Genomic DNA, 24,991 nt, shown 5'->3' with positions numbered 1-24,991 from the left:
CGTCCGCTCGGTGCCCTCCGGAGCGGTCCAGTGGGCGAGGGCAAGCGTCCTGCTGTCCCGCTCGACCGCCTCGGGGCCGGCGGCGAACGTGGCACGCTCGAGGGCGACATGTGTCCCCGGACCTCTCACGAACGTCTCACCAAAGGCCCGACGCCCCGGTCCCGACGCCGGGTCCCGCAGGTCCGGCTTCCCGCGCGGATCCCTCATTCGAGGACGCGGACCGGGTCACCGATGCGGACCGTGCCCGGCGACAGGGGCACGAGATGCTGTCCGAAGATCAGGCGGCCGCCGATCCGGCGGTGCCGGCCGAGGGTGCGCAGGGGCTCCTTGCCGCGCTCGGCGGTGTCCTGGTCGGTCGTCGTCACGACGCATCGGCCGCACATCCTGGCGACGCGGAACTCGGCCTCGCCGACGGCGATGCGCCTCCAGCCGTCCTCGGCCCAGGGCGAGGTGCCCGCGACGACCACGTTCGGCCGGAAGCGGTTCATCGGCAGGGGGCCCTCGGCGGCGAGACCGTCCTCGGCGATGAGGGAGTTCAGGGCGTCGAGCGAGGCTGCCGTGGTGAGCAGCAGGGGGAAGGCGTCGGCGAACGAGACCGTCTCGCCGGGCAGCGCGTGGTCCGGGGCGACCGGCCTGCGTGTGGCGGGGTCGTCCATGTGGACCAGACGCACATCCTCCCCGAGGTAGGAGCTGCACCACGCGTGTGCGGACTCGCCGGCGAGGACCCCCTCCACCTTGGTTCCGAAGATGTCCAGCGTGACCGTGCCCGCCGGTTCCGGGACGAGCACGTCGAGCGGCTCCGTCCCGGGCCCGGACAGCCGGACGCCGCCGGGCACGAGCTCGGCGGCGGCAAGCGCGAGACGCGGTTGCCGGCGTTGGGTGACGACCTTCCCCCCGTCGTCGATCAGCACCCAGCGTCTGTCCCCGGCCAGCCCCCAGGGCTCCACGACGGCCTCACGGGGCGCCGTGCCCCGCAACGCCTTGACCGGATGGACGTGAATCGACTGCAGCTCCGCGTTCCCCATGGGGCCATCGTGCCAGCCGGCGCCGACAACCTCACGGGGTGATCAGTAACCGCGGTACTGCTGGTGCTGGTACGGGTCCTGGTACGGAGCCGGGGTGGGCCGGGGGGCCGCCGGGCGCATCGCCTCGTAGCCCGTGCCGCCGGGTGCCGCGGGGCGGGGGTGCTGCGGCTGCGGGCCGGGATATCCGCGCGGCGCGGCGGCCTGCTGCGGGATGTACGCCGTCGGCGCCTGCTGCAGCGGAGCGGGCTGCGCCTGGGGGTAGCCGTACGAGGGCTGGGAAGGGGCCGCGGGGAGGGCGGGCAGCGCGGAGGGGAGGGCTGGCAGATGGCTGCCCGGGGTGTCGTACGCGGCGGGGACCCGGATCGGGGCGATTTGCGGGGTGCCCCGCTCGGCGACGAGCGAGTCGTAGATCGGCGTGTCCGGGAAGGAGGCGGAGTAGTAGCCGCCGCCATAGGTGGAGCGGGGGGAGGTCATGGCACATAAGTTAAGCCCACGATGTGCTGGTTGGGGAGACCGATAAGAGGGTTGTTTTCCGTGTCGGCGGTGACGTGGGATCCCCAATGCGAGCGAACTTGGGGAAAAGGGGCACCGGGCGGCGTTCTGATCGTGTAAAGGCTCAGCTCCCAGGGGGTTACCGGCGGTTGACGACTTGTGTTTCTGCGCTCCACATGGGCGTCCGGCGCTCTGGGCAATACGTTGGGGAGCGCGGAGAACGCGACGGGATGCCGGGACGTGACCTGGCATGGTGACAGCGGATGGGGGCGGACATGTCAATGCCGAAGGGATCGAACGTCCCGGTGCCGACGACGGCGCTCCGGGTGGAACTGGGCTGGCGCTCCGGACCGGGCGTGCCCGACACCGACGCATCGGCGCTGCTGCTGGTGGGCGGAAAGGTCCGCTCGGACGCGGACTTCGTCTTCTACAACCAGCCACAGCACTCCTCCGGAGCGATCCGTCACGAGGGGAAGCGGGACGCCGGCGGCCAGGTCACCGACACGCTGGTCGTCGACCTCGCGCGCGTCGAGCCCGCCATCGAGTCGGTGGTGCTCGCCGCGTCCTCCGACGGCGGGACGTTCGCCCAGGTGCCGGGTCTCTACATCGAGGTCAAGGACGCCGGCGGGGGCACGGTGGCGGCGCGGTTCGACAGCGCGGGCGCGACCGTCGAAACGGCCTTCGTGCTCGGCGAGTTCTACCGGCGCCAGGGTGCCTGGAAGTTCCGCGCCGTCGGCCAGGGGTACAGCAGCGGCCTGGAGGGCCTGGCCACGGACTACGGCATCACGGTGGACGAGCCGCAGCGCACCGCGCCCGCCGCACCGCCGGTCCCCCCGGCCCGGCCCACGACCGTCGCCCCGCCCGCCCCCGCCGCTCCGCCGGCCCCGCCCGCTCCCGTCCAGCTCACCAAGGTCACGCTCACCAAGGCGTCCCCGTCGGTGTCGCTCACCAAGCAGGGCGGAACGTCGGGTGCCATGCGCGTGAACCTCAACTGGCAGGTGCGCAAACAGTTCTCGAGATGGGGCAGCAAGCGCGGCCGTGCCGTCGCCATGCACGCGGACCTCGACCTCGACCTGTGCGCCCTGTACGAACTCGACGACGGCAGCAAGGGAGTCGTACAGGCCCTCGGCAACGCCTTCGGGTCGCTGCACCAGCCGCCGTACATCCACCTCGACGGCGACGACCGCACCGGTGCCGTGGCGAGCGGTGAGAACCTCACCATCAACCTCGACCACAAGCAGGCGTTCCGCCGCATCCTCGTCTTCGTGACCATCTACGAGGGCGCCCGTTCCTTCGCCGACCTGCACGCCACGGTCACCCTGCATCCGCAGTTCGGCGCGCCGATCGAGTTCTCGCTGGACGAGTGCACGGTCCCCTCCCCGGTGTGCGCGCTCGCGCTCATCACCAGCGCCGGCCAGGACCTGGTCGTCCAGCGCGAGGCGCGCTACCTGGTCCCCGATCGCGGGGTGAGCATGCAGCGGGCCGTCGACCACGCCTACGGATGGGGCATGAACTGGACGCCCGGCCGCAAGTGAGCCCGCCGCCGGCTCACCCCTCGTCGGCCACGGCGTCCGGCCGTGTGTAGGTGCGGCCCTTCCAGGCCGCACCGCGTCCCCTGTAGTGCTGCACCGCGGAGTCGACGGTCATGAAGAGGTACAGGGACGCGGTGAAGGGCAGCAGGGGAGCGAGCCACAGGGGCTGCTCGTAGTAGCGGAGCATGGGCAGGTACGTCCCCGTCATCACGAGCCAGGCCAGGGCGCCGAGCACCGCGGTCGCCGTGCTCCCCAGGGCCAGGCCCGCGCACACTGCCACGGGCGGCACCAGGTACACCACCGCGAGCCCGGCCACCGTCCCGGCGAGCACCGACGGGTTGTGCCGCAACTGGGCGTAGGCGCTGCGCGAGACCATGCGCCACAGGTCGTGCAGCCGGGGATAGGGGCGCACGCTGTCCACGCGGTCGGCCAGCCCCAGCCAGACGCGCCCGCCGCTGCCGCGCACGGCCCGCGCGAGGGCGACGTCGTCGATGACGGCGTGCCGGATGGCGTCGGGGATCCGGGCGCGCACGGCGGCCTCGGTGCGCAGCAGTACACAGCCGCCCGCCGCGGCTGCCGTCCGCGCGCCCTTCCGGCCGATACGGCGGAACGGATACAGCTGCGCGAAGAAATACACGAAGGCCGGTACGACGAGGCGCTCCCAGGGGCTGTCGACGCGCAGCCGGGCCATCTGGGAGACGACGTCGAAGCCGCCGGTGTGCGCCGCCGCGACCAGCTCGCGCAGACTGTCCGGCGCGTGCGCGATGTCGGCGTCCGTGAGCAGGAGGTACTCGGGGGCACGCACGCGTGCCAGGCCGATGCCGTGACGCACCGCCCAGAGCTTGCCCGTCCAGCCCGCGGGCGGTTCGCCCGGCGAGTCCACGGTCAGCGGCAGCCCCCCGCACCGGCGCGACAGCTCGCGTGCCAGCTCCCCGGTGCCGTCCGTGCTGCCGTCGTCCACCAGGAAGACCTCGGCCCGCCCGGGATAGTCCTGGGCGAGCAGCGACGGCAGACCGGCCGGGAGCACCGCGGCCTCGTCGCGCGCGGGGACGACGACGCACACGGACGGCCAGACGGCGGGAGCCGCCCGCGGCGGCAGTCGGATGTCCGTGCGCCAGAAGAATCCCTGACAGAGCAGCAGCCACAGCCAGGCGGACAGGGATCCGGCGGCGATCCACAGCAAGGCGCTCACCCGCGCAGTCTGCCCCACGGGACCGGCCGCGAAGTGCCCATCGTCTATCGTGGCCGGGTGAAGATCGCGCTCATGGACTCCGGACTCGGTCTGCTGGCGGCCACCGCAGCGGTACGGCGCCTGCGGCCCGACGCCGATCTCGTCCTCTCCCTCGACCCCGACGGCATGCCCTGGGGACCCCGGACGGCGGAGGACCTCACCGAGCGCGCCCTGGCCGTCGCCGAGGCGGCCGCCGCGCAGCGGCCCGACGCCCTCATCGTCGGCTGCAACACCGCCACCGTGCACGCACTGACCGCCCTGCGCGCCCGCCTGGAACCCGCGGTGCCCGTCGTCGGCACGGTCCCGGCGATCAAGCCCGCGGCGGCGGGCGGGGGACCCGTCGCGATCTGGGCCACGCCCGCGACCACCGGCAGCCCCTACCAGCGCGGGCTCATCGAGAACTTCGCCGACGGCGTGGACGTCGCCGAGGTGCCGTGCTGGGGGCTCGCGGAAGCGGTCGAAGGCGCGGACGAGACGGCCGTCGACGCCGCCGTCCGCGCCGCCGCCGAACTGACCCCGGACGACGTCACCACCGTCGTGCTGGGCTGCACCCACTACGAACTGGTCGCGGAGCGCATCCGTGGCGCGGTGCAGCGCCCCGGCCGGCCCCCGCTCGTCCTGCACGGCTCCGCCGGTGCCGTGGCCGCCCAGGCGCTGCGGCGGATCGGCGTGCGCCCCGACCCCGCGGCCACGCCACTCGGCGGCGTGACGGTGCTGCTCAGCGGCCGCGAGGGCGCGCTGCCGGACGCCGCCCTGACGTACGAGGAAGGCCGCCTGCTCGCGGCCGCGAGCCCCGTACGGTGACCGCCGGTCACTGACGGGAACCGCTCGGCCCGCTCCCAGATCTGCTCCTTACCGTCACTGAGCGCGACCCCCGACCCGGTCAGCGAAACCTGAGTAGTCTCAATGGCATGAGGCACCACCCCCGCGGCGAGCACACCACGCATCCGGACGTCTGGACCGGCCGGGCGACCAACCGGGTCCAGTGGCTGCTGGCACTCGCCGGCGCCGCCTGCCTCGCGCTCGGCATCGATCTGGCCGTGGCCTCCGCGTGGACGCACGAAGGCCTCGCACCGCTCGTGATGTCCGTCGTCGGCTGCATCGCCGCCGGGCTGCTCGTGCTGTTCGGCACCCTCGCTTTCGTGCACGTCGCCCTGCGGGTGGACAAGGAGTGCCTGGAAGTGCGCTGCGGCCACATCGGCGTGCCGCGCCGCCGCATCCCGCTGTCGGACGTCGCCGGCGCGGAGTTCGTGCCGCACGTCACCCCGCGCCAGTGGGGCGGCTGGGGCTACCGCTGGCGTCCCGAGAAGGGCACCGCCGTCGTCGTGCGGCGTGGCGAGGGCGTGGCGCTGCGGCTCTGGGACGGTCACACGTTCACGATCACCGTGGACGACGCGGAGGCCGCCGTCCGGGTCATCAAGGAGCGCCTGCGGCCGACCACGCCCGGCGCCGCGCGCTGAGGCCGGGGGCTCAGCCACGCGCGGTGCGCCCAGCCCGGGGGATCCGCCGCCCCTCGCGGCCGTCCGCCGGTCGCATACCGCGGGCGAGGACCGGTGCGCCGGGGCCGCGGGCGGCCCCGCGTCCCCTCACGGCACCGGTCGGTGTTCCGGTACGACGCCCTCCCGACGAGTCGGCTCCTGCGCCAGCGGGCGTGCCGTCGCCAGCCCCGCGAGCAGTCCGGCTCCCACCGACACCGCCGTGAAGCTGAGCGCGTTGCCCAGCGAGGCGATGGCCGCGAGAGCCGTCAGTGCCGCGCCCGCGCTCAGCGCGACCGGCGCCGGCCGCGCGGTGCGCCACAGGGCGTACAGCAGCCAGCAGAAGGCCGCCGCCAGCAGCGTCACTCCAACGGCCCCCTGTTCGGCCGCCTGCTGAAGCAGCGCGGAGTGGGGCTTGCCGTCGGACAGCGGCGACGCCACCGAGGTCGCGCCGAGCTCCCCGAAGCGCCCCGGACCGACTCCGAGGACCGGGTTCTCGCGGGTCACTGCCAGCGCGTCGCGCCACAGCTCCACCCGGTGCCCGGTCAGCGGACCCTGCAGAGCGGCGGCGAGCCCCGCGGGTAGCGCGCCGGCGGTGACCGCCCAGGTCAGGCCGGTCACCGCCGCCGCCACCGCGCCCAGACCGGCGAGGGCGACCCCACGGTGGCTTATGCGCCCGGCCGCCGACGAGCAGAGCAGCACCCCTGTGCAGGCGACGACACCGGCGATCGTGCCGAGTACGGCCGCGGTCGCCACGATCCCGGCCGCCAGCGCCCACAGCGCGGGCCGCAGCGCCGGTGCGGCCGTGGACCAGGCGGCGCAGCACGCGGCGCCGGTGGCCAGCGTGAGCAGGGCCGCGGTGGCGCCCGCGTGCCCCAGCGGCACCCCGGGCTGCGGCCCCGGCGCGAGATGCGGAACGGCGATCGCCAGGCCGGCTCCCGCCAGCGCTCCGGTCAGGGCCGCGGCGACCGGCGCGATCGCCCCGCACACACGGCCTGCCGCATAACCGGCCGTCACCGCCAGCACCGCGAGCAGCACGCCTTCCGGGCGCCCGCCGTGCACGGCCGCCGTGATCAGCGACCACAGGGCGCAGGTGCCGAGCACGACGACGCCCGCCGCGTCCGAGGCGCTGCGTCTTGTGTCGTCGGCCTTCGCGTCGGCCACAGACGTCAATCCCGTGAACCCCACCCGTCCCCCCGCAACCGGCCGTCTTCCCGACCTGCACGGGCCCGGGCCGTCCCGCGGGCGACCTGGGCACGGGCACACGGTAACGGCTTGTGGGCGGTTTGGGGACGTGTGGCACCGACTTGTGCGGAACCGATGTGCCCGTGCGCGGGGGAGCGTTCCGGCCGCGCTGCCGGCGACGCGGAGGGCGGCCGTAGACTCGCGGGGTGACCGTCACCGCAACCTCCGTGGACGAGTCGGACGCCGCAAGCCCGCGAACGGCGCCCGAGTCGCGCGCCGCGCGGTGGCTGCGCCACCTCGTCCCGGCCGCCGCCTCGGCGCTCTCCGGAGTGCTTCTCTACGTCAGCTTCCCGCCGCGCACCTTGTGGTGGCTGGCCCTGCCGGCCTTCGCCGTCTTCGGCTGGGTGCTGCGCGGCCGGGGCTGGAAGGCGGCCCTCGGTCTCGGCTACCTCTTCGGCCTCGGCTTCCTGCTCCCGCTGCTGGTGTGGACCGGTGTGGAGGTGGGCCCCGGCCCCTGGCTGGCCCTGGTCGTGATCGAGGCGATCTTCGTCGCCCTGGTGGGCGTGGGTGTCGCGGCGGTGTCCAGGCTGCCCGGCTGGCCCGTGTGGGCGGCGGCGGTGTGGATCGCCGGTGAGGCGGCACGCGCGCGTGCGCCGTTCGAAGGCTTCCCGTGGGGCAAGATCGCCTTCGGGCAGGCGGACGGCCTCTTCCTGCCCCTGGCCGCGGTCGGCGGCACGCCGGTGCTCGGCTTCACGGTGGTCCTGTGCGGCTTCGGTCTGTACGACGTGGCCCGGCTGAGCCTTGCGGCGCGACGCACCCGGGCGGTGCGGCGGGGCGCGGCGGCCGTGGCGCTGCTCGGTGTGGCCTTGCCGCTGGCCGGCGCCCTCGCCGCGCGCCCCCTGGTGAGCGACCGGGCGGAGAACGGCACGACGACCGTCGCCGTCGTCCAGGGCAACGTGCCGCGCGCGGGCCTCGACTTCAACTCCCAGCGGCGCGCCGTACTCGACTACCACGCGCGCGAGACGGAGCGGCTGGCCGCCGAGGTCGAGGCGGGCAGGGTGGCCAGGCCCGACTTCGTGCTGTGGCCGGAGAACTCCTCCGACATCGACCCCTTCGCCAACCCTGACGCCTACGCGGTCATCGACCATGCGGCCAAGGCGATCGGTGTGCCCGTCTCGGTGGGCGGGGTCGTCGAGCGGGACGGCAAGCTCCTCAACGAGCAGATCCTGTGGGACCCGGGCAAGGGACCCGTCGACACCTACGACAAGCGGCAGATCCAGCCGTTCGGCGAGTACCTGCCGCTGCGCCCGTTGCTCGACATGATCAACGAGAGCTGGACGTCCATGGTCCGCCAGGACTTCAGCCGGGGCGGCGAGCCGGGCGTGTTCGACATGGACGGCGCCACGGTCGGCCTCGTCACCTGCTACGAGGCGGCGTTCGACTGGACGGTGCGCTCCGAGGTCGTCGACGGGGCGCAGCTGATCTCCGTCCCCAGCAACAACGCGACCTTCGGCCGCAGCGAGATGACCTACCAGCAGCTCGCCATGTCCCGCGTCCGGGCCGTCGAGCACAGCCGCACCGTCGCCGTGCCGGTGACCAGCGGTGTCAGCGCGATCATCCTGCCGGACGGGACGATCACCCAGCGGACCGGCATGTTCGTGTCCGGCTCCCTGGTCCAGGAGGTGCCGCTGCGCTCCTCACTGACGCCCGCCACCCGCCTCGGCGTCCTGCCGGAGATCGCCCTGGTGCTGGTCGCTGCGGGTGGTCTCGGCTGGGCGGTCACGACGGCCGCGCGCGGGCGGCGCGCGGGTGACGCCTAGCGGTATGCCCGCGGTACGCCTCCGGAGCCCGTCCGGGACCGTGGAAGCAGCCCGTTAGGGTCGTCCCATGGCAACTCCTGACTTCATCCGCACCCTGCGGGCGACCGCCGGTCACCAGCTCCTGTGGCTCCCGGGGGTCACCGCGGTCGTCTTCGACGACGACGGACGGGTGCTGCTGAACCGCCGGTCGGACACCGGGCGGTGGTCGCTGATCGGCGGTATCCCCGACCCCGGAGAGCAGCCCGCCGCCTGTGCCGTGCGGGAGGTCCACGAGGAGACGGCGGTGCACTGCCGGCCGGAGCGGGTGGTGCTGGTGCAGGCGCTGAAGCCCGTCACGTACGGCAACGAGGACATCTGCCAGTACATGGACATCACGTTCCGCTGCCGGGCCGTCGGCGGCGAGGCGCGTGTGAACGACGACGAGTCGCTGGACGTCGCCTGGTTCGGCATCGATGCCCTACCGGGGCTCGACGCGTCCGACGTGCTGAGGATCAAGCAGGCCCTGTCGGACGCACCCACATGGTTCGACCCCATGACATCTTGATGAAGTATGGGGGATGACCACATGGGGTGAGGGGAGAGGGCTGCCTAGGGTCAGTCCCATGACCGCGTCCCGCGCCTTCCCCGGCCCTCCTGCCCCGTTGCTCGACCTCGGTGGCCGCACGGCCCTCGTCACCGGCGCCGCCGGTGGTATCGGCCGCGCCTGCGTCCTGCGGCTCGCGGCCGCCGGCGCCAAGGTCAGAGCGGTCGACCGGGACGACTCCGGCCTCGCGGCGCTCGCCGAGCAGTCGGCGGGCCTGCCGGGCAGCGTCGAACCGCAGGTCCTCGACCTCACCGACCTGGACGCCGCCGAGGCCGCGGCCGCCGGCACGGATGTGCTGGTGAACAACGCCGGACTGCAACTGGTCCGGCCCATCGAGGAGTTCCCGCCCGACGTCTTCCACACCGTGCTCACCGTGATGCTGGAGGCGCCGTTCCGGCTCGTCCGCGGCGCGCTGCCGCACATGTACGGCCAGGGCTGGGGGCGCATCGTGAACATCTCCTCGGTGCACGGCCTGCGCGCCTCGGCCTACAAGTCGGCGTACGTGGCCGCCAAGCACGGCCTGGAGGGGCTGTCCAAGACCGCCGCCCTGGAAGGCGCGCCCCACGGCGTGACCTCGAACTGCGTGAACCCCGGCTACGTGCGCACCCCCCTGGTCGAGCAGCAGATCGCCGACCAGGCCCGGGCACACGGCATCCCGCAGGAACGGGTGCTGTCGGAGGTCCTGCTGCAGGACAGCGCGGTCAAGCGGCTCATCGAGCCCGAGGAGGTCGCCGAGGCGGTGGCCTATCTGTGCAGTCCCCAGGCGTCCTTCATGACCGGTGCGTCGCTCGTGCTCGACGGCGGCTGGACCGCGCACTAGTTCGACCGCGTTCGGAGTGCCCGGAGTTTTCCACAGGGCTGGACGGGGCGGCCCGGCGATGAGGAATCCTGTGACCATGACCCGCGATCACGTGCAGTCCGCCGAGCGCCCCACGGGCGAGCCCGAAGCGCCACCGTACGGCGCCGAGGCGCCGTTCCTGGAGCTGCTGGCCCGTGGCGCGTCCGCCGACGCCTACGAGCAGCCCGTGCTCCTCGCCCGCGCCCAGGGCCGGCCGGACCGGTGGATCGCGGCGCTCGAACACGCCAAGCTGCTCGCGCTGCGCGTCCGGTCGGAGCTGGAGGGGCGGCGGCGCCGGGAGGCCGAGCTGTCGGCACTCTTCGAGACCGCCCACGACCTGGCCGGGCTGCGCGACCTGGACGCCGTGCTCCAGGCCATCGTGCAGCGCGCCCGCTCGCTGCTCGGCACCGACATCGCCTACCTCAGCCTGAACGACCCGGACCGCGGCGACACCTACATGCGGGTGACCGAGGGCTCGGTCGCGGCCCGCTTCCAGCAGCTGCGGCTCGGCATGGGCGAGGGCCTCGGCGGCCTGGTCGCGCAGACGGCCCGCCCCTACGTCACCGACGACTACTTCAAGGACGGCCGCTTCCAGCACACGGACACCATCGACGCGGGCGTGCGGGACGAGGGTCTCGTCGCCATCCTGGGCGTCCCCCTGATGCTCGGGCACCATGTGATCGGCGTGCTCTTCGCGGCGGACCGGCGCGCCCGGGTCTTCGAACGGGAGCAGATCGCGCTGCTCGGCTCCTTCGCTGCCCTGGCCGCCGCCGCCATCGACACCGCCAACCTGCTCACCGAGACCCGCTCGGCGCTCGCCGGCCTGGAGCGCGCCAACGAGATCATCCGGGACCGCAGCGCCGTCATCGAACGGGCCTCCGACGTGCACGACCGCCTCGCCGAGCTGGTGCTGCGCGGCGGCGGGGTCCACGACGTCGCCGCCGCCGTCTCCGAAGTCCTGGACGGCACGGTCGAGTTCACCGACGCCACCGCCGCACCAACCCGGGCCCTGGAAGCCTTCCGCACCGAAGGACACGCGGTGCGGCACGCCGACGACTGGATCGCCGCCGTCGCCGCGGGCGGTGAGCTGTTCGGAGCGCTCGTGCTGCGCGGACACCCCGGACTCGACCCCGTCGACCAGCGCACCCTGGAGCGCGCCGCGATGGTCACCTCGCTCCTGCTGCTGGCCCGGCGCTCCGCCGCCGAGGCCGAGCAGCGCGTCCGGGGGGAACTCCTCGACGACCTGCTCGACGCCCGCGACCGTGACCCCCGCCTGCTGCGCGAGCGGGCCTCCCGGCTGCACGCCGATCTCGACGCCACCCACGTCGTCCTGGCCGCGCGCCTCGACGGCCCCGCGGCCGACGCCGACCAGGAGGCGGACGCCCGTCGGCGCCTCTGGTCCGCCGCGTCCCACCTCGCCGCCACCCGGCACGGACTGGCCGCCGCCCGCGACGGCGGCACGGTCCTGCTGCTGCCTCTGGACGTCGGTGACACGGCGACGGGCCTGGCCCGCCGCACCGCCCGGCACCTGGGCACCGCCGTCCACGAAGCGGTCACGGTCGGCTCGTCCGCCCCCGTCGAGGCCCTCACCGCCCAGCCGGACGCGGTGGCCGCCGCCTACGAGGAGGGGCGGCGCTGCCTGGACGCCTTGCGCCTGCTCGGCCGCAGCGGGGACGGCGCGGCCGCCGAGGACTTCGGCTTCCTGGGGCTGCTGCTGGCCGGTGACCGGGACATCGCCGGCTTCGTCGACCGCACGATCGGCCAGGTGGTCACGTACGACGAACGCCGGGGCACCGACCTGCTGCGCACCCTCGACGCGTACTTCGCCTGCGGGATGAGCCCCGCCCGCACCAAGGACGAACTCCACGTCCACGTCAACACCGTGGCCCAGCGTCTGGAGCGCGTCGGCCGACTGCTGGGCGACGACTGGCAGACCCCGTCCCGCGCCCTGGAGATCCAGCTCGCTCTGCGCCTGCAGCGCCTCACGGCTTCCCCGATACGCCCCTGACCCCCGCCGCCACGGGGGCGTACGGGGGTCAGCGGCACGCGGATCAGACGGTGTGCGCGTCAGCCGCCTTGACCGGCGACGCCGCGTCGGTCTCCGCCTCGACATCGGCCAGATCCCGGTTGCGGGTCTCCTTGGCCACCGCGACGGCGACTGCCGTGAGGAGTGCCGCGGCGATCACGTACAGGGCGATCGGGGTGGAGCTGCCGTATGCGGACAGCAGGGCGGTGGCGATCAGCGGGGCCGGGGCGCCGGCCGCCACGGAGGCGAACTGGGCGCCGATGGAAGCGCCGGAGTAGCGCATCCGGGTCGCGAACATCTCGGAGAAGAAGGCGGCCTGCGGCGCGTACATCGCCCCGTGCAGCACCAGGCCCACGGTCACGGCGAGGATCAGGTTGCCGAAGCCGCCGGTGTCGATGAGCCAGAAGAACGGGAACATCCACAGGCCGACGCCCACCGTGCCGATCAGGTAGACGGGACGGCGGCCGATCCGGTCGGACAGCGCGCCCCACAGCGGGATGACCGCGAAGTGCACGGCCGACGCGATGAGCACCGCGTTGAGGGCGGTCTGCTTGGAGACGCCGGCGGCGGTGGTGGCGTAGACGAGGATGAAGGCGGTGATGACGTAGTAGCTGATGTTCTCGGCCATGCGGGCGCCCATCGCCACGAGGACGTCACGCCAGTGGTGGCGCAACACCGCGACCAGCGGCGCCTTCTCGGCCTGCGCCGTGCGGTCGGCCTTGCGGGCCTCGGCCTGGGCGAGTGCCTGCTGGAAGACGGGCGACTCGTCGACGGACAGCCGGATCCACAGCCCCACGATCACCAGCACACCGGAGAGCAGGAAGGGAATCCGCCAGCCCCAGCCGGTGAAGGCGCTCTCGGACAGCACGGCGGTGAGGAAGGACAGCACACCGGTCGCCAGCAACTGCCCCGCGGGTGCGCCGGTCTGCGGCCATGACGCCCAGAAACCACGGCGCCGCGCGTCCCCGTGCTCCGAGACCAGCAGGACGGCGCCGCCCCACTCACCACCTAGCGCGAAGCCCTGGACGAGCCGCAGCACCGTCAGCAGCACGGGCGCCGCGCTGCCGATCGTGGCGTGCGTGGGCAGGAGGCCGATCGCGAACGTCGCGCCACCCATCAGCAACAGGCTCAGCACCAGCAGCTTCTTGCGCCCGAGCCGGTCGCCGTAGTGCCCGAACACGAGGGCACCGAGCGGCCGGGCCGCGAAGCCGACGGCGTAGGTGAGGAACGACAGCAGGGTGCCGACGAGCGGGTCGGAATCCGGGAAGAACAACTGGTTGAAGACCAGTGCGGCGGCCGAGCCGTACAGGAAGAAGTCGTACCACTCGATGGTGGTGCCGATGAGGGACGCGGCGACGATGCGCTTGAGGTTGTTCGGCGTCGGTGGAGCGGATGCTGCGGAGGCCATGTGCGCCACTTCCTCGTGTGCGGTGGGGACGGGTACGTGTCGGCACACGGTAGAAACACGCAGATCAGGCGCACATGTGGCGGGGCAACATAGTTCAGGGCCGGACTATGCGTCCGGCCCCCATGCCTGCTCGGCGAGGGTGCTTCGGGGCCCTCGGCGGAGGCGGAGCGAGGAGTGTGGGTGACGGGTTCGTCGGGAACCGGCCGGCGCCCTTGGGGGCGGCATGGTCAGCCTGCGGGACTGCTGACGCGTTCCGGCTGGATCACGCAGATCACCCTGACCTGGTCCCGGCCGCGAACCAGGGGCAGGGCCCGCCCAGGTACTTCTGCGCGAGGGCCTCGATGTGATCGACCGCTCCCTCGGTGGTCACACACCGCAGCGCCTGTACCGCCCCCGGGCCGGGCCCGGCCTCTCCGGGTGGCCGGCGGGGTTTCCGGAGCGCGGAGCCCGGCCCGGGAGCGGTTTCGGGTCGACTCAGCTGGACACCGCGCACTGACCGCGGTCCGCCGACATCGGTCCCTCCGAAGTGGGACGGACGTCGAAGTCGAAGATCCCGGTCGGGAGGTACAGGGAGCAGCAGGCGTTGGGGATGTCGACGATTCCGCTGATGCGTCCCTCGATGGGGGCCGCGCCGAGGAGCAGATAGGCCTGCTCACCGGTGTAGCCGAACCTCTTCAGGTACTCGACGGCGTTGAGGCAGGCGCGGCGATAGGCGACCGTCGCGTCCAGGTAGTAGTTGGTGTCGGTGTCGTGATCCACGGAGATCCCGATGAACGAGAGGAATTCCGAGTACCGCGGCTCGACGTTGCCCGGCATGAAGACGGGGTTGGTGGTGACACCGTACTTCTCCATGCCGCCCTTGATCAGGTCGACGTGGAAGTCGATGAACCCGCCCATCTCGATGGCACCGCAGAAGGTGATCTCACCGTCCCCCTGGCTGAAGTGCAGATCACCGCCCGACAGCTTGGCGTCCTTGACGTGCACGGGGTAGAAGACGCGCGATCCACGAGTGAAGTTCTTGATGTCGTGGTTGCCGCCGTTCTCCCGCGCGGGAACGGTCCGGGCGCCTTCCCGGGCGATACGTTCGGCATCCGAGCCGTTCGCCTTCCCGGCAAGGGCCTCGTCGGGGTCGGGCGCGAGTCCCAGGGGCGGGACACGGTCGGGGTCCGTGTCGATCAGCGCCTGCTCACGCCTGTTCCACCGTTCCAGCAGTTCCGCGGACGGCGCGGTGCCGAAGAGGCCGGGGTGGGTGATGCCGGTGAAATGGACACCGGGAAGGTGCCTGGACGTCGCCACCTGCCCGTGGAAGTCCCATATCGCCTTGTAGGCGTCCGGGAAGTAGTCCGTCAGGAAACCTCCGCCGTTGGCCTTGGCGAAGACCCCGGTGTAGCCCCAGGCCTCACCGGGAGCGTCGCCCACCTGCTGCGGTACCGGTCCGAGGTCGAGGATGTCCACGACGAGCAGGTCCCCCGGCTCCGCGCCCTCGACGCCTATCGGCCCGCTGAGCATGTGGCACGCCTTCAGGTCGACGTCGCGTACGTCGTTGGCGGAGTCGTTGTTGCCGATCTGCGCGTCGGTCCATTCGCGGCATTCGACGCGGAACTCGTCCCCCGGGCGGACCATCGCCGCGTTGGGTACGTCAGGGTGCCACCTGTTGTGTCCCGGTACGTCCTGCTCGCGCATCGAACGGGACTGGTCGACGCTGAAGATTACTTCAGGCATGTGAATTCCCCATGTTCTTCTGTAATGGTGAGCGGCTGTGCAGGGGGCCATGGCGTGCCCCGGTGACAGCCCCGTTGACCATCTGCCGCTTTTCTGTTCGTGCTCGCCCGGGAGTTACGCGTATTCCGAGTTCCCGGTGAGCCGTCAGCGGCGCTCTCCCGCCGCGCTAGCCGTGGCTGCCGGCTGGATATCCCGGAGTTCCGTACTGCTGCTCCGCGGGCTTGCCGGGCCGCCTGTGACGCAGCGCGAACCACAGCCCGCCGAAGGTCACCACGCCGAACGCGGCGAGCGCTATCGCGATCTCGTAGAAGTTCTCCGCAACCCAGTAACCGGACAGCAGCATGAATGCCGGTATGACGCCGGTCACCCATCCCTCGATCGCGGTCACCCAGCCGACGTAAAGCGTCAGACTCTCCAGTTTCAGACCCAGGAGCAGGAAGAAGAGGAACCACAGGAACGCCCAGTAGAGCCATATGACTCCGAAGGGCTGATCGCCGAACTGCCGGAAGCTGACGAAGGAATAGCCAAGCGCCACGATCGCCACGAACAGTGAGTAGTAACCCACGCCGGTGGTGTCGAGCCCCATCAGCAGTCCGATTCCTACATACAGGTAGGTGAAACCGAAGAGGAAGATGCCGGAAGCCAGCAGGATTCGCTCGGCATCCTGGTTCGCGGCGATGATGAGGTAGGTGGGTGTCAGAACCTGCAGCCCGCCCACGAACAGATTGAATACGGCGGCTGCCCGGCTGTCCACTTTCCCCAGCAGCATCAATCCGTTCAGGAACAGCACCGCGCCCACGAAGAGAAGTCCGACATTCGCCAAGAGAACACACCTCCCGATGCACTGGCGAGGCAGTGGACCCGTGGCCGCTTCCCGCCTTTGTCAGGAAGGGCCGACCGGCCGGGTCGCGACTTCCCGGTCAGGGGCGGGGTAGCCGGGCGTGGGCCGGATGAACGGGCCTCGGCGCTGCCTCCTTGGCAGGCACCCGCGTGACCACCGCGGGGCTCTCCCGAGACTTTTCCTCTCGCTCGTGCAGGGCCGCGACCGCGGGTGTCGTGAAGGTGGTCGCGGGTGGGGAGTACACACGACGAGCCGCACTCGAGCACCGCGGGCAGACTTCCTCGGCCGACGCCGTGCCGATGGGCCGCCTCACGTCGAACGAACCGCAGCTGTCGCAGGAATACTCGTACGTCGCCATGAGCTGTCTCCGCCCGTTTCCGGGCCCTTGTGACGGCGGGCCGCGGAGCCGATCGAGCCGGGTGAACCTTGAGAAGCCACCTCTCATACCAGGCAACGCCCGCCACGACGGCGTGTCAAGGCGAGTCGCCGAGGCCCCCGAACGGGCCGCCCTGAGCTGGGGATACGGGCATCAGGCGTCATGTGCCCCAGGGTGCGGCAGGCGGTCTGGCGTACGAGGTGGAAGCCGGCGAGGCCGTCGCCGCAGGAGCGGCGACGGCCTCGGACCGGCGCGTTCGGGACAGGTCCCCGGCGTGTGTCAGGGCGCGCCCGCGATCGCGCACGCGCGGCACGGCGGCCGGCCGCAGGTGCACTGCATGATGGCGTCCAGCACGTCGCGGTCGTGGTAGAGGCACTCGTCCCGGCAGGTGTGGCGCGGCACGAAGCCCGCCTGCAGCTCGTCCGGCCAGGGCTCTTCGCCCTCCCGGCAGCGCACGAACCGCTCCGGATCCGTGGAGTGCAGGTGCTGCATGCTCTCGCGGGCCTGACCCTCCAGGTCCCGCGTCTCGGCGACCACCGCCTTGAGCTGGTCGGCGAGACCGGAGAACCTGGTGTCCCCGGTCCTGACATGGGCGGCGCTCAGTGCCATGACGGCGTTGCCCAGGAACCGTCGCGCGTCCTGGAGATCAGTGACGTGGTGCAGCTGGATGCCGGTCACACCCCTGACCCACACGGCGTCTTCGCTCACTTGTCCACCTTCCGGACCCGAGTGGGCCCCTCTGGTGATGCCGGCGCGGAAGTACGCCGCATCTTCCTCATGCGCCCTGAAGTGCCGGGAACGAAAGCCGTCCGCGGGTCGCGGTCGTTCCGTTCTCTTGTACGGCCCGTCCGCTGCGCCGCGGAAATCATCTGCAAGGCTGCTCTTTCCTGCGAAGCTAAATCTGCCAGAGGCCTCAGTCCAGACATTTGCTGGTGAAATGCCTCACAAGGTGCTATTTCGCGATCAAAATGCGCGCGACGGCGGTGTGGCGGAGTGGGGCCGGTGCCGCCGCGAACGCGCTCCTGCGGAAGACGGGGCTGTCACCGGGCCCATCTGCACAACTGCTGACGCCTGCTTCCCGGATGAGGCGATTCGGACCGGACGCTCCTGGCCGCCGGGACGAGCCGGGGCGGGGCGAGGGACGTCGCGATCAGGGGGCGATCGCGACCGGACGGGCCCTGGGCCGGCAGGTGCCGTCCCCGTCCCGCGGCCGGGCCTGGAAAGAGTCCGGTGGATAGAATCGCAAGTATGGACGAGCAGCTGTCACGTCGGCCGGTCACCGGAGAGTCGGGGACGGAGCGGCATGATCGGCACCTTTCGCTCATGGGCACCGCAGAAGTGCGGATCCGTCGCCGGGCCGGCCCGGTGAGGGGGCCTGACGGGCATGGCGGCGCATGACATGGGCCTGTCCGCGGGGCGGCCTTCCGGCCTGGCCGGGCAGCGGATCGCGGGCTACCGGATCGAGAATGTGATCGGCCGCGGTGGCATGGCCGTCGTCTACCGTGCCAGGGATCTGCGTCTGGACCGCACCGTCGCGCTCAAACTCATCGCCCCGGAGCGTGCCCGCGACGACACCTTCAGGCGCCGCTTCGCGCACGAGTCACGGGTGGCCGCGGCGATCGATCACCCGCACATCGTGCCGGTCTTCGAAGCCGGAGAGACCGACGGCGTCCTGTACATCGCCATGCGCTACGTCGCCGGGCAGGATCTGCGGGCCCTGCTGGACCGGGAAGGCCCGCTGCCCGTCCCGGCGGCCCTGCGTATCGCCGCCCAGGTGGCCTCCGCACTGGACGCCGCCCATGAGCACGACCTGGTGCACCGGGACGTCAAGCCGGGCAACATCCTGGTCGCCGCGGGCACCGACAGCGACCATCCCGAGTACATCTACCTCACCGACTTCGGACTGACGAAGAAGTCGCTGTCGCTCAGCGGGTTCACCGCCGCGGGCGAGTTCGTCGGCACGCTCGACTACATGGCGCCGGAACAGATCTCCGGCAGGCCGGTGGACGGAAGGTGTGATCTCTACAGCCTCGCCTGCGTCGTCTACGAGGCCCTCGCCGGCGGGCCGCCCTTCCAGCGCGAGGAGGATGTGGCGCTGCTGTGGGCGCACCAGTACGACCAGCCGCCCCGGCTGACCGAGCGGCGGCCCGGGATCGCGCCCGCCGCCGCCGATGTCATGGCCAAGGCGCTGGCGAAGGTTCCCGAGGACCGCTACGACTCCTGCCTCGAGTTCGTCGCGGCGCTGCGTGCCGCCACCGGGAGCGGGGCCGGCCTGGGCGTTCATGCATCGCCCTCCGAGGACGCCCGGCCGCCGGAGAGTCAGGGCCGCCCCGAGGCGCCGCCGGATCCTCCCCACTGGGCCCGGCCGGTCTTCCGGGGCCCGCCCGCGTGGCCGTAGACCGCTCCGGCTCCTGCGTCCGGGAGGGCCCGCGGCGGCCTGCGTTCTCTCTGGGCGTCACAGCCCCAGGGAGATGGCCAGACGCGTCAGTTCAGCCGTGCTGCTGATGCCGAGCTTGGCCCGGATGCGGCGGAGGTAGGCGTCGACGGTGTGCTTGGAAAGTCCCATGTGGCGGGCGGTCTGGAGATACGTGCGCCCGGCGGCGATGTGGCGCAGGGTCTCCTGCTCGCGGGGGGCCAGCGTGGGGGCGGGGGCTTCGGCGAGCGGCGCGGCGATGGTGAGGCTCATGGGTTCTTCACTCCGATGGGTTGGCTCGGCCATCCCTGCTCACGACCTCGGAAGCGGGTGACATATGCCGGTATGTCGCTTTTCTCCTCGTAGGGAAAAGCCTGACCTCGCGACTTCATGACAGCGTCCGTGGACTGTCACAGGCGTGTCACAGCGGACGTTTCGCCGCGCGTCACAGCGGACGTCTCGGTGCGTGTCAGATCGTGATCGGAAGGGGGGCCGTGAGTCTCGCTCGGCGAGCGGCGTCCTCACTGACCGGTGAGGGACTGCTCGGCCCAGATGGTCTTGCCGATCGGCGCGTGCCGGGTGCCCCAGCGCTGGGCGAGCTGGGCCACCAGCAACAGGCCGCGGCCGCCCTCGTCGAAGGTCCGGGCCCGCCGCAGGTGTGGGGCGGTACTGCTCGAATCGGAGACTTCGCAGATCAGGGAGCTGTTCTCATGAATCAGCCGCAGCTGGATGGGCGGTCGGCCGTAGCGGATGGCGTTGGTGACCAGCTCGCTGACCATGAGTTCGGTGACGAAACCGGCTTCCTCGAGTCCCCAGACCGTCAGCTGGTCGGTGGTGAGCCGACGGGCCTGGGCGACGACGGAGGGATCGGGTGGCAGCTCCCAGAGGGCGACCCGGTCGTCGTGGAGGACCCGGGTGCGGGCGACGAGAAGGGCGACGTCGTCCTCGGGGCGGTGGGTGAGCAGTCCCGTCAGGACCCGGTCGCAGACCGTCTCCAGCGTCGCGGCGGGACGGGCGAGCGCCGCGAACATGCTGTCCAGGGCGTCGTCGACATCGTGCTCGCGGGTCTGGAGCAGACCGTCGGTGTAGAGGGCGAGGATGGTGCCCTCGGGAAGTTCGGTCTCCACCGTCTCGAAGGGCAGGCCGCCCAGCCCCAGCGGCGGACCCACCGGGACGTCGAGCAGATACACGGAGCCGTCGGGGGAGACCACGGCGGGTGGAGGATGACCGGCCCGGGCGATGGTGCAACGGCGGGAGACCGGGTCGTAGACCACGTACAGGCAGGTGGTGCCGATACCACCGGCGGCGTCCCCGGCGCCTTCCGTGCCGGCCTCGTCGGCGGACAGGCGCAGGATCAGGTCGTCGAGGTGGGTGAGCAACTCGTCCGGCGGCAGGTCGACGTCGGCCAAGGTGCGTACCGCGGTGCGCAGCCGGCCCATGGTGGCGGCGGCGCGCATGCCGTGGCCGACGACGTCGCCCACCACCAGCGCCACCCGCGCTCCGGACAGCGGGATCACGTCGAACCAGTCACCGCCCACGCCGGACTCGGTGCCGGCGGGCAGATAGCGGGAGGCGATCTCGAGTGCCGACTGGACCGGCAGCGTCTGCGGCAGCAGACTGCGCTGCAGGGTCATGGTGTTGGTGCGCTCCCGGCTGCGGTGGCGCGCGTTGTGGATACCCACGGCCGCTCTCGTCGTGAGCTGCTCGGCCAGCCGCAGGTCTTCCGGCCCGAAGGGCTCCGGTCGCCGGTGCCGGCCGAAGACGGCCATGCCCAGGGTGCTTCCGCCGGAACGCAGCGGCACCGTCATGAGCGAGTGGGTCCCGTGCCCGAGGACCCAGGCGGCGCCGGGATCCTGGGCCACCCATCGGGCGATCACGGCATCGTTCGTCGCGTAGACGGCGCCGCGGCCCGTGGCCAGGCACTCGGCGGGCGGCGAGAGCGGGGGATAGACGGTCGACCCGCCGACCCGGACCGGGGACTCGGGGCTCCCTTCGAGCACCGATCGCACAGCGGTCCGGCACATGGTGACCGGCTCGGCCGCCGGGACGTGTACCGGCTCGCTTCCGCCAGGAGCAGGGTCGAGCAGATCGACGGTCACGAAATCGGCGAGCCGTGGGACGGCGACGTCGGACAGTTCCTGCGCGGTGCGGGCGCTGTTCAGGCCGGTGCCGATCAGGGCGTCGGCCTCCGTGGGCAAGGGCATCCGGCGCCGGGCACCGCCGACACCGGTGTCGTCATGCGCGGACAGGCACACGGCCCGGACCTTGCCGTCCGGGTCCCGCAACGGGGCCAGCGAGGTCGTCCAGTCGTGTTCCCCGCCCCTGCCGGCGTGGCGTACGAAGGCGCCCACCTGCTGCGGCTCGCCGGTCTCCAGCGCCAGGCGCATCCTGCGCTCGGTCTCGGCACTCACGGGATCCGGCGCGATGTCCGGCAGCCGCAGCCCGCGCATGGTGTCCTCCGAGAGGGAGAGCACGCGCTCCATCCCGGCATTCGCCCGCAGCAGCCGCAGGTCCGTGTCGAAGATCGCCATGAGGTAGGGGGACTGGGTGAACGCCCACTCCTCCATGGGCTCGGTCCAGGGCGTGCGGGGCCTGTCCGGTACGGGGGACACCACGAGCCACTTGGCGCTCTCGCCGGTCGACGTCCAGTGGTGCGCGAGCAGACCGACGTCCAGCCGGTGGCCGTCCCGGTGCCGCAGGGACACGGTGCCGCTCCACCGTTCCTGCCCGGACGGGGCTGGCCGTGTCGTGTCCGCGACGGCGTCGGCGAGCAGACGGGCGGCGGGCAGCCCGAGCACCTCGGAAGTCGTGTAACCGAGCAGGCGACGGGCACTGTCGCTCCACCCGATCACGATGCCCTGCTCGTCGATGGTGGCCGTCGCCGTGTCCGCCGATTCGGTCCTCGGGTCCGGCTCCTCCGGCCGCTCACCAGGAGAGACGGGAAATCGTTGCATCGCCGCTCATCTCGCCCTCGCTAGTTCCCTTCCCGTCGCCCCCGTGAGGACCCGCACGGCAAGGGACTCCACTGACAAGCATGATTTAGCGGGGCCGGGAGCACCAACGCAGTGCCGGCCTGGTCGCCGCCGGGGGTGGATCGGCTGTCGTGTGGGTCGGGCCGCCGGACGGGTCGGATGCCGGGCGGCGAAAAGCGCGGAAAGCTAAACTCCTGACCAGGGCTGAGCGCTCTGTGAAGCCGATCGATCCCGCCAGAACTCCTGCTCCAGACCGAGTGATTCCGGGACTCCCGGGATCGCGCGGTTGCCGCGGCCCCCCGTTCGCCGCCCGGCGGCAGCCGAAGGTGCCGCAACCCCGTGATCACGCGAAAGCAGCGGAAGCGCAAGACATGGCCACCCCCGACGCCGACTTCCTTCCGACCCACGTCATCCCCAGCGACGGCCTGTCCGCCTGGGAGACCCCCGACGCGTCCCGGCCGACCGTGCCGCTCGACGCACTGCTGCCCGTCCAGCTCGTTGAACGGCGCGGCGACTGGGGGCGCATCGTCTGCTGCAACGGCTGGTCGGCCTGGGTCGACGGCCGTCTGCTGGTCCCCGTACCGCAGGCCCCGCCCATGGCCGGAGCGCAGCCCGCCCGCTCGGCCGACCTCCGCCGGTTGCTGGCCCGGGCGAAGGATTCGCTGTTCCGTTACGGGCAGGCCGTGGACGATCTGGCGGCGGGGAGGGCGGACGGTGAGACCTTCCGGGAGCGCACGCAGGGGCTGCGGGCCGGGCTGGTCATCGACGGGGAGGCGGCGTGGCTGTACGACGTCGACCAGGAGCGCTGGGTGTACTGCGAGGGCACGGGGGCGGGCACCTACGCGGTCTCGTCCGCTCCGTCCGGTGACCGGGCGCCGGCGACACCGGCGCCTTCGCGGACCACGGGCGAGGTGCCGAAGCGGACACAGATCGTGGACTGGCCGGGAGAGTCCTGACGGCAGTCGGACGGTTGAGCTTGGGCCCGATGGCGCCGAAGCGCACAATGAGATCGATGGCACAAATTCACATGCCGTGCCGTGAATCATCGACCAGGTCCTTGATCTGCGCGACTCCGTCACCCGGTGGAGGTGAACCGTGAGTTCCGGACCGCAGCCAGAACATCCCACAGGACCACCCTCCGGGCCTCTCGCCGGCCGCCCGTCCAGTGAATCGGCAGGACATCCACCGCCGCCTCCACCGCCCGGAAGTCAGGGCCCGCCCGGGCCCCCGAGTGGTCCGGGCGGGCCGGGTCGTCCAGGCGGCCCGGACCACCCGAGGCGGGGGCCCGGGGGAGGGAACAGCCCCGGGCGACGATCCGTGCCGCGCATCATGGCGATCACCGCCGTGGCCGCCGCCGTGGGTCTCGCGGTCGTCTTCACCCGCCCCGCCAGCGAACCGGCCGAGGCCGGCGAAGTCATCCTCCAGCCCACGAGCTCCACCGGTCCGGATCCGTACACCCCGTCGACGGCGAAGTCGACCTCGTCGTTGCCTTCGGCCGCGCCCGACACACCCGCGGGCAAGAAGAACGCCCTTCGCAGTGTGACGGGATCCGAACCCGGCCTGTACGGCGGCAGCCTCAACACCGCCAGTTGCGACGTGGAGAAACAGGTGCGTCATCTGACCGCCGACAGTTCCAAGAACAAGGCGTTCGCCTCGGTTCTGGCTCTCCGGGAGTCCGCGGTCGCCGGCTACCTGCGTGCACTGACGCCCGTACTGCTTCGTTCCGACACCCGCGTCACCAACCACGGCTATCGCGACGGTGCTCCCACCGACTACCAGGCCGTGCTCCAGGCCGGTACGGCCGTCCTCGTCGATGGTCACGGTGAGCCGAAGGTGCGGTGTGCCTGCGGCAATCCTCTGACCCCCGCGGTCGCCCATCAGGGGACGCCTCAGCAGAAGGGGACCCCTTGGTCAGGGTTCCGGCCGCAGGACGTGGTGGTCGTCAAGCGCTCAGCCACTGCGATCAAGGAATTCGTCATCTTCGATACGCAGGACCGGAGTTGGGTCCGCCGCGACTCGGGTGACCACGGCGACGCCGACGAGAAGACCACTGCCCCGGCCCGGCACTGGCCGCTGCCGCCGAAGGAACCCCCCGCGAAGGAGCCGCCGGACGAGCCGGGTCAGGACTCCGAGCACAGGCCCGACGAGGACCCCAAGCAGGAGCAGGAGCAGGAGCAGGAGCAGCCTGAGTACAAGCCTGACGACCCTGGCACCAAGCCGGACAAGCCCGAGCAGAAGCCGAAGGAGGACAAGCCGAAGGGGGAAGAGCCCGAGCACAAGCCGAAGGAGGACAAGCCTGAGCAGAAGCCGAAGGAGGACAAGCCCGAGCACAAGCCGAAGGAGGACAAGCCCGAGCACAAGCCGAAGGAGGACAAGCCCGAGCACAAGCCGAAGGAGGACAAGCCCGAGTACAAGCCTGACGACCCTGGCACCAAGCCGGACAAGCCCGAGCAGAAGCCGGAGCAGGAGAAGCCCGAGCACAAGCCGAAGGAGGACAAGCACGAGGAAAAGCCGAACGAGGAAAAGCCGAACGAGGAGAAGCCGAACGAGGAGAAGCCGAACCAGGAAGGGCCCGGGGAGAAGCCAGGTGAAGAACAGCAGCAGCCCGGCCCTGATGACGGGAACCAGCAGCAGCCTGGCCCCGATGACGGGAACCAGCAACAGCAGCAGCCCGGCCCCGATGACGGCGACCAGCAACAGCAGCAGCCCGGCCCTGATGACGGGAACCAGCAGCAGCCTGGCCCCGATGACGGGAACCAGCAACAGCAGCAGCCTGGCCCCGATGACGGCGACCAGCAACAGCAGCAGCCTGGCCCCGATGACGGGAACCAGCAACAGCAGCAGCCCGGCCCCGACGACGGCAACCAGTCCTGAACTGCCTATCCGGGCGGATCCTGCGCCGCCTCTGCGCACCCCCTGCGCTACGTTCCTCTCCCCGATGTGACGGCGCCCATTGCGCCGCCATGCAGGTCCCGTGAAGGCTCTCGCGGAACACGTGTCCGAAGAACTGTTATCCCGGGGCCTCCGAGCGATCTCCCATGTATCGGACAGG

At 71.7% G+C, this 24,991-nt stretch carries 21 protein-coding genes; 10 read left to right on the top strand and 11 right to left on the bottom strand.

What is annotated here, in order from left to right; translation table 11 throughout:
- Window positions 1-203: 203 nt before the first annotated feature.
- Together ACGF8A_RS31240 and ACGF8A_RS31235 are read right to left on the bottom strand one after the other, a co-directional pair.
- A complete protein-coding gene (locus ACGF8A_RS31240; protein ID WP_393113623.1) occupies window positions 204-1,025 on the bottom strand; it encodes an MOSC domain-containing protein in 822 nt (273 codons plus the stop codon).
- Window positions 1,026-1,067: 42 nt separating this feature from the next.
- Complete coding sequence (locus ACGF8A_RS31235; protein WP_393113622.1) at window positions 1,068-1,499, bottom strand: DUF6643 family protein; 432 nt, start codon at window positions 1,497-1,499, stop codon at window positions 1,068-1,070.
- Between the two features lie 299 nt (window positions 1,500-1,798).
- Between ACGF8A_RS31235 and ACGF8A_RS31230 the strand changes: the two genes are divergently transcribed.
- Entirely contained in the window at window positions 1,799-3,052 is a 1,254-nt protein-coding gene (locus ACGF8A_RS31230; RefSeq protein WP_393113648.1) for a TerD family protein, read from the top strand.
- Between the two features lie 13 nt (window positions 3,053-3,065).
- Here ACGF8A_RS31230 and ACGF8A_RS31225 read toward each other — a convergent pair whose 3' ends face one another.
- A complete protein-coding gene (locus ACGF8A_RS31225) occupies window positions 3,066-4,259 on the bottom strand; it encodes a glycosyltransferase (protein ID WP_393113621.1) in 1,194 nt (397 codons plus the stop codon).
- A gap of 39 nt (window positions 4,260-4,298) precedes the next feature.
- On the opposite strand from ACGF8A_RS31225, the gene ACGF8A_RS31220 reads away from it, so the two are divergent.
- Both ACGF8A_RS31220 and ACGF8A_RS31215 read left to right on the top strand, forming a co-directional pair.
- Window positions 4,299-5,084 carry a glutamate racemase gene (locus tag ACGF8A_RS31220; RefSeq protein WP_393113620.1) on the top strand — a complete coding sequence of 262 codons (786 nt, stop codon included), beginning with the start codon at window positions 4,299-4,301 and terminating at the stop codon, window positions 5,082-5,084.
- Window positions 5,085-5,191: 107 nt separating this feature from the next.
- A complete protein-coding gene (locus ACGF8A_RS31215) occupies window positions 5,192-5,740 on the top strand; it encodes a hypothetical protein (protein WP_393113619.1) in 549 nt (182 codons plus the stop codon).
- A 126-nt stretch (window positions 5,741-5,866) separates the two neighbouring features.
- On the opposite strand, the gene ACGF8A_RS31210 is transcribed toward ACGF8A_RS31215, so the two are convergent.
- Window positions 5,867-6,919 (bottom strand): O-antigen ligase family protein, encoded by a 1,053-nt coding sequence (locus ACGF8A_RS31210; protein WP_393113617.1) that lies wholly within the window; start codon window positions 6,917-6,919, stop codon window positions 5,867-5,869.
- A 227-nt stretch (window positions 6,920-7,146) separates the two neighbouring features.
- On the opposite strand from ACGF8A_RS31210, the gene lnt reads away from it, so the two are divergent.
- The 4 genes from lnt (at window position 7,147) to ACGF8A_RS31190 (ending at window position 12,189) form a co-directional block, all read left to right on the top strand.
- Window positions 7,147-8,760 (top strand): apolipoprotein N-acyltransferase, encoded by a 1,614-nt coding sequence (gene lnt / locus ACGF8A_RS31205; protein ID WP_393113616.1) that lies wholly within the window; start codon window positions 7,147-7,149, stop codon window positions 8,758-8,760.
- Between the two features lie 67 nt (window positions 8,761-8,827).
- Entirely contained in the window at window positions 8,828-9,304 is a 477-nt protein-coding gene (locus tag ACGF8A_RS31200) for an NUDIX domain-containing protein (RefSeq protein ID WP_393113615.1), read from the top strand.
- 58 nt (window positions 9,305-9,362) lie between these two features.
- A complete protein-coding gene (locus tag ACGF8A_RS31195) occupies window positions 9,363-10,163 on the top strand; it encodes a 3-hydroxybutyrate dehydrogenase (protein ID WP_393113613.1) in 801 nt (266 codons plus the stop codon).
- A gap of 76 nt (window positions 10,164-10,239) precedes the next feature.
- Entirely contained in the window at window positions 10,240-12,189 is a 1,950-nt protein-coding gene (locus tag ACGF8A_RS31190; protein WP_393113612.1) for a helix-turn-helix domain-containing protein, read from the top strand.
- A 43-nt stretch (window positions 12,190-12,232) separates the two neighbouring features.
- Here the strand turns inward: ACGF8A_RS31190 and ACGF8A_RS31185 are convergent, their stop codons facing one another.
- From ACGF8A_RS31185 to ACGF8A_RS31165, 5 genes are all read right to left on the bottom strand, one after another.
- Entirely contained in the window at window positions 12,233-13,615 is a 1,383-nt protein-coding gene (locus ACGF8A_RS31185; protein ID WP_393113611.1) for an MFS transporter, read from the bottom strand.
- 474 nt (window positions 13,616-14,089) lie between these two features.
- A complete protein-coding gene (fmdA, locus tag ACGF8A_RS31180) occupies window positions 14,090-15,337 on the bottom strand; it encodes a formamidase (RefSeq protein WP_393113610.1) in 1,248 nt (415 codons plus the stop codon).
- A 166-nt stretch (window positions 15,338-15,503) separates the two neighbouring features.
- The gene (locus tag ACGF8A_RS31175; protein ID WP_393113609.1) at window positions 15,504-16,160 is read right to left on the bottom strand and encodes an AmiS/UreI family transporter; all 657 of its coding nucleotides are present in this window, start codon (window positions 16,158-16,160) and stop codon (window positions 15,504-15,506) included.
- A 97-nt stretch (window positions 16,161-16,257) separates the two neighbouring features.
- Entirely contained in the window at window positions 16,258-16,536 is a 279-nt protein-coding gene (locus tag ACGF8A_RS31170; RefSeq protein WP_393113608.1) for an FmdB family zinc ribbon protein, read from the bottom strand.
- A gap of 297 nt (window positions 16,537-16,833) precedes the next feature.
- Window positions 16,834-17,262 carry a hypothetical protein gene (locus ACGF8A_RS31165; RefSeq protein WP_393113607.1) on the bottom strand — a complete coding sequence of 143 codons (429 nt, stop codon included), beginning with the start codon at window positions 17,260-17,262 and terminating at the stop codon, window positions 16,834-16,836.
- Between the two features lie 676 nt (window positions 17,263-17,938).
- Between ACGF8A_RS31165 and ACGF8A_RS31160 the strand changes: the two genes are divergently transcribed.
- The gene (locus tag ACGF8A_RS31160; protein WP_393113606.1) at window positions 17,939-18,952 is read left to right on the top strand and encodes a serine/threonine-protein kinase; all 1,014 of its coding nucleotides are present in this window, start codon (window positions 17,939-17,941) and stop codon (window positions 18,950-18,952) included.
- A gap of 57 nt (window positions 18,953-19,009) precedes the next feature.
- Here the strand turns inward: ACGF8A_RS31160 and ACGF8A_RS31155 are convergent, their stop codons facing one another.
- Together ACGF8A_RS31155 and ACGF8A_RS31150 are read right to left on the bottom strand one after the other, a co-directional pair.
- Complete coding sequence (locus ACGF8A_RS31155; RefSeq protein ID WP_393113605.1) at window positions 19,010-19,240, bottom strand: response regulator transcription factor; 231 nt, start codon at window positions 19,238-19,240, stop codon at window positions 19,010-19,012.
- 248 nt (window positions 19,241-19,488) lie between these two features.
- A complete protein-coding gene (locus ACGF8A_RS31150) occupies window positions 19,489-21,921 on the bottom strand; it encodes a SpoIIE family protein phosphatase (RefSeq protein ID WP_393113604.1) in 2,433 nt (810 codons plus the stop codon).
- A 389-nt stretch (window positions 21,922-22,310) separates the two neighbouring features.
- On the opposite strand from ACGF8A_RS31150, the gene ACGF8A_RS31145 reads away from it, so the two are divergent.
- Complete coding sequence (locus tag ACGF8A_RS31145; protein ID WP_393113603.1) at window positions 22,311-22,895, top strand: hypothetical protein; 585 nt, start codon at window positions 22,311-22,313, stop codon at window positions 22,893-22,895.
- Between the two features lie 373 nt (window positions 22,896-23,268).
- Window positions 23,269-24,813 (top strand): DUF6777 domain-containing protein, encoded by a 1,545-nt coding sequence (locus ACGF8A_RS31140; RefSeq protein ID WP_393113602.1) that lies wholly within the window; start codon window positions 23,269-23,271, stop codon window positions 24,811-24,813.
- The last annotated feature ends 178 nt before the right edge of the window (window positions 24,814-24,991 follow it).

The organism is Streptomyces sp. NPDC047706 (assembly GCF_043204795.1).
Taxonomy (GTDB): Bacteria; Actinomycetota; Actinomycetes; order Streptomycetales; family Streptomycetaceae; genus Streptomyces.
The sequence above is the reverse complement of the archived record's forward strand: the minus strand, read 5'-3'. Positions and strand labels throughout refer to the sequence as shown.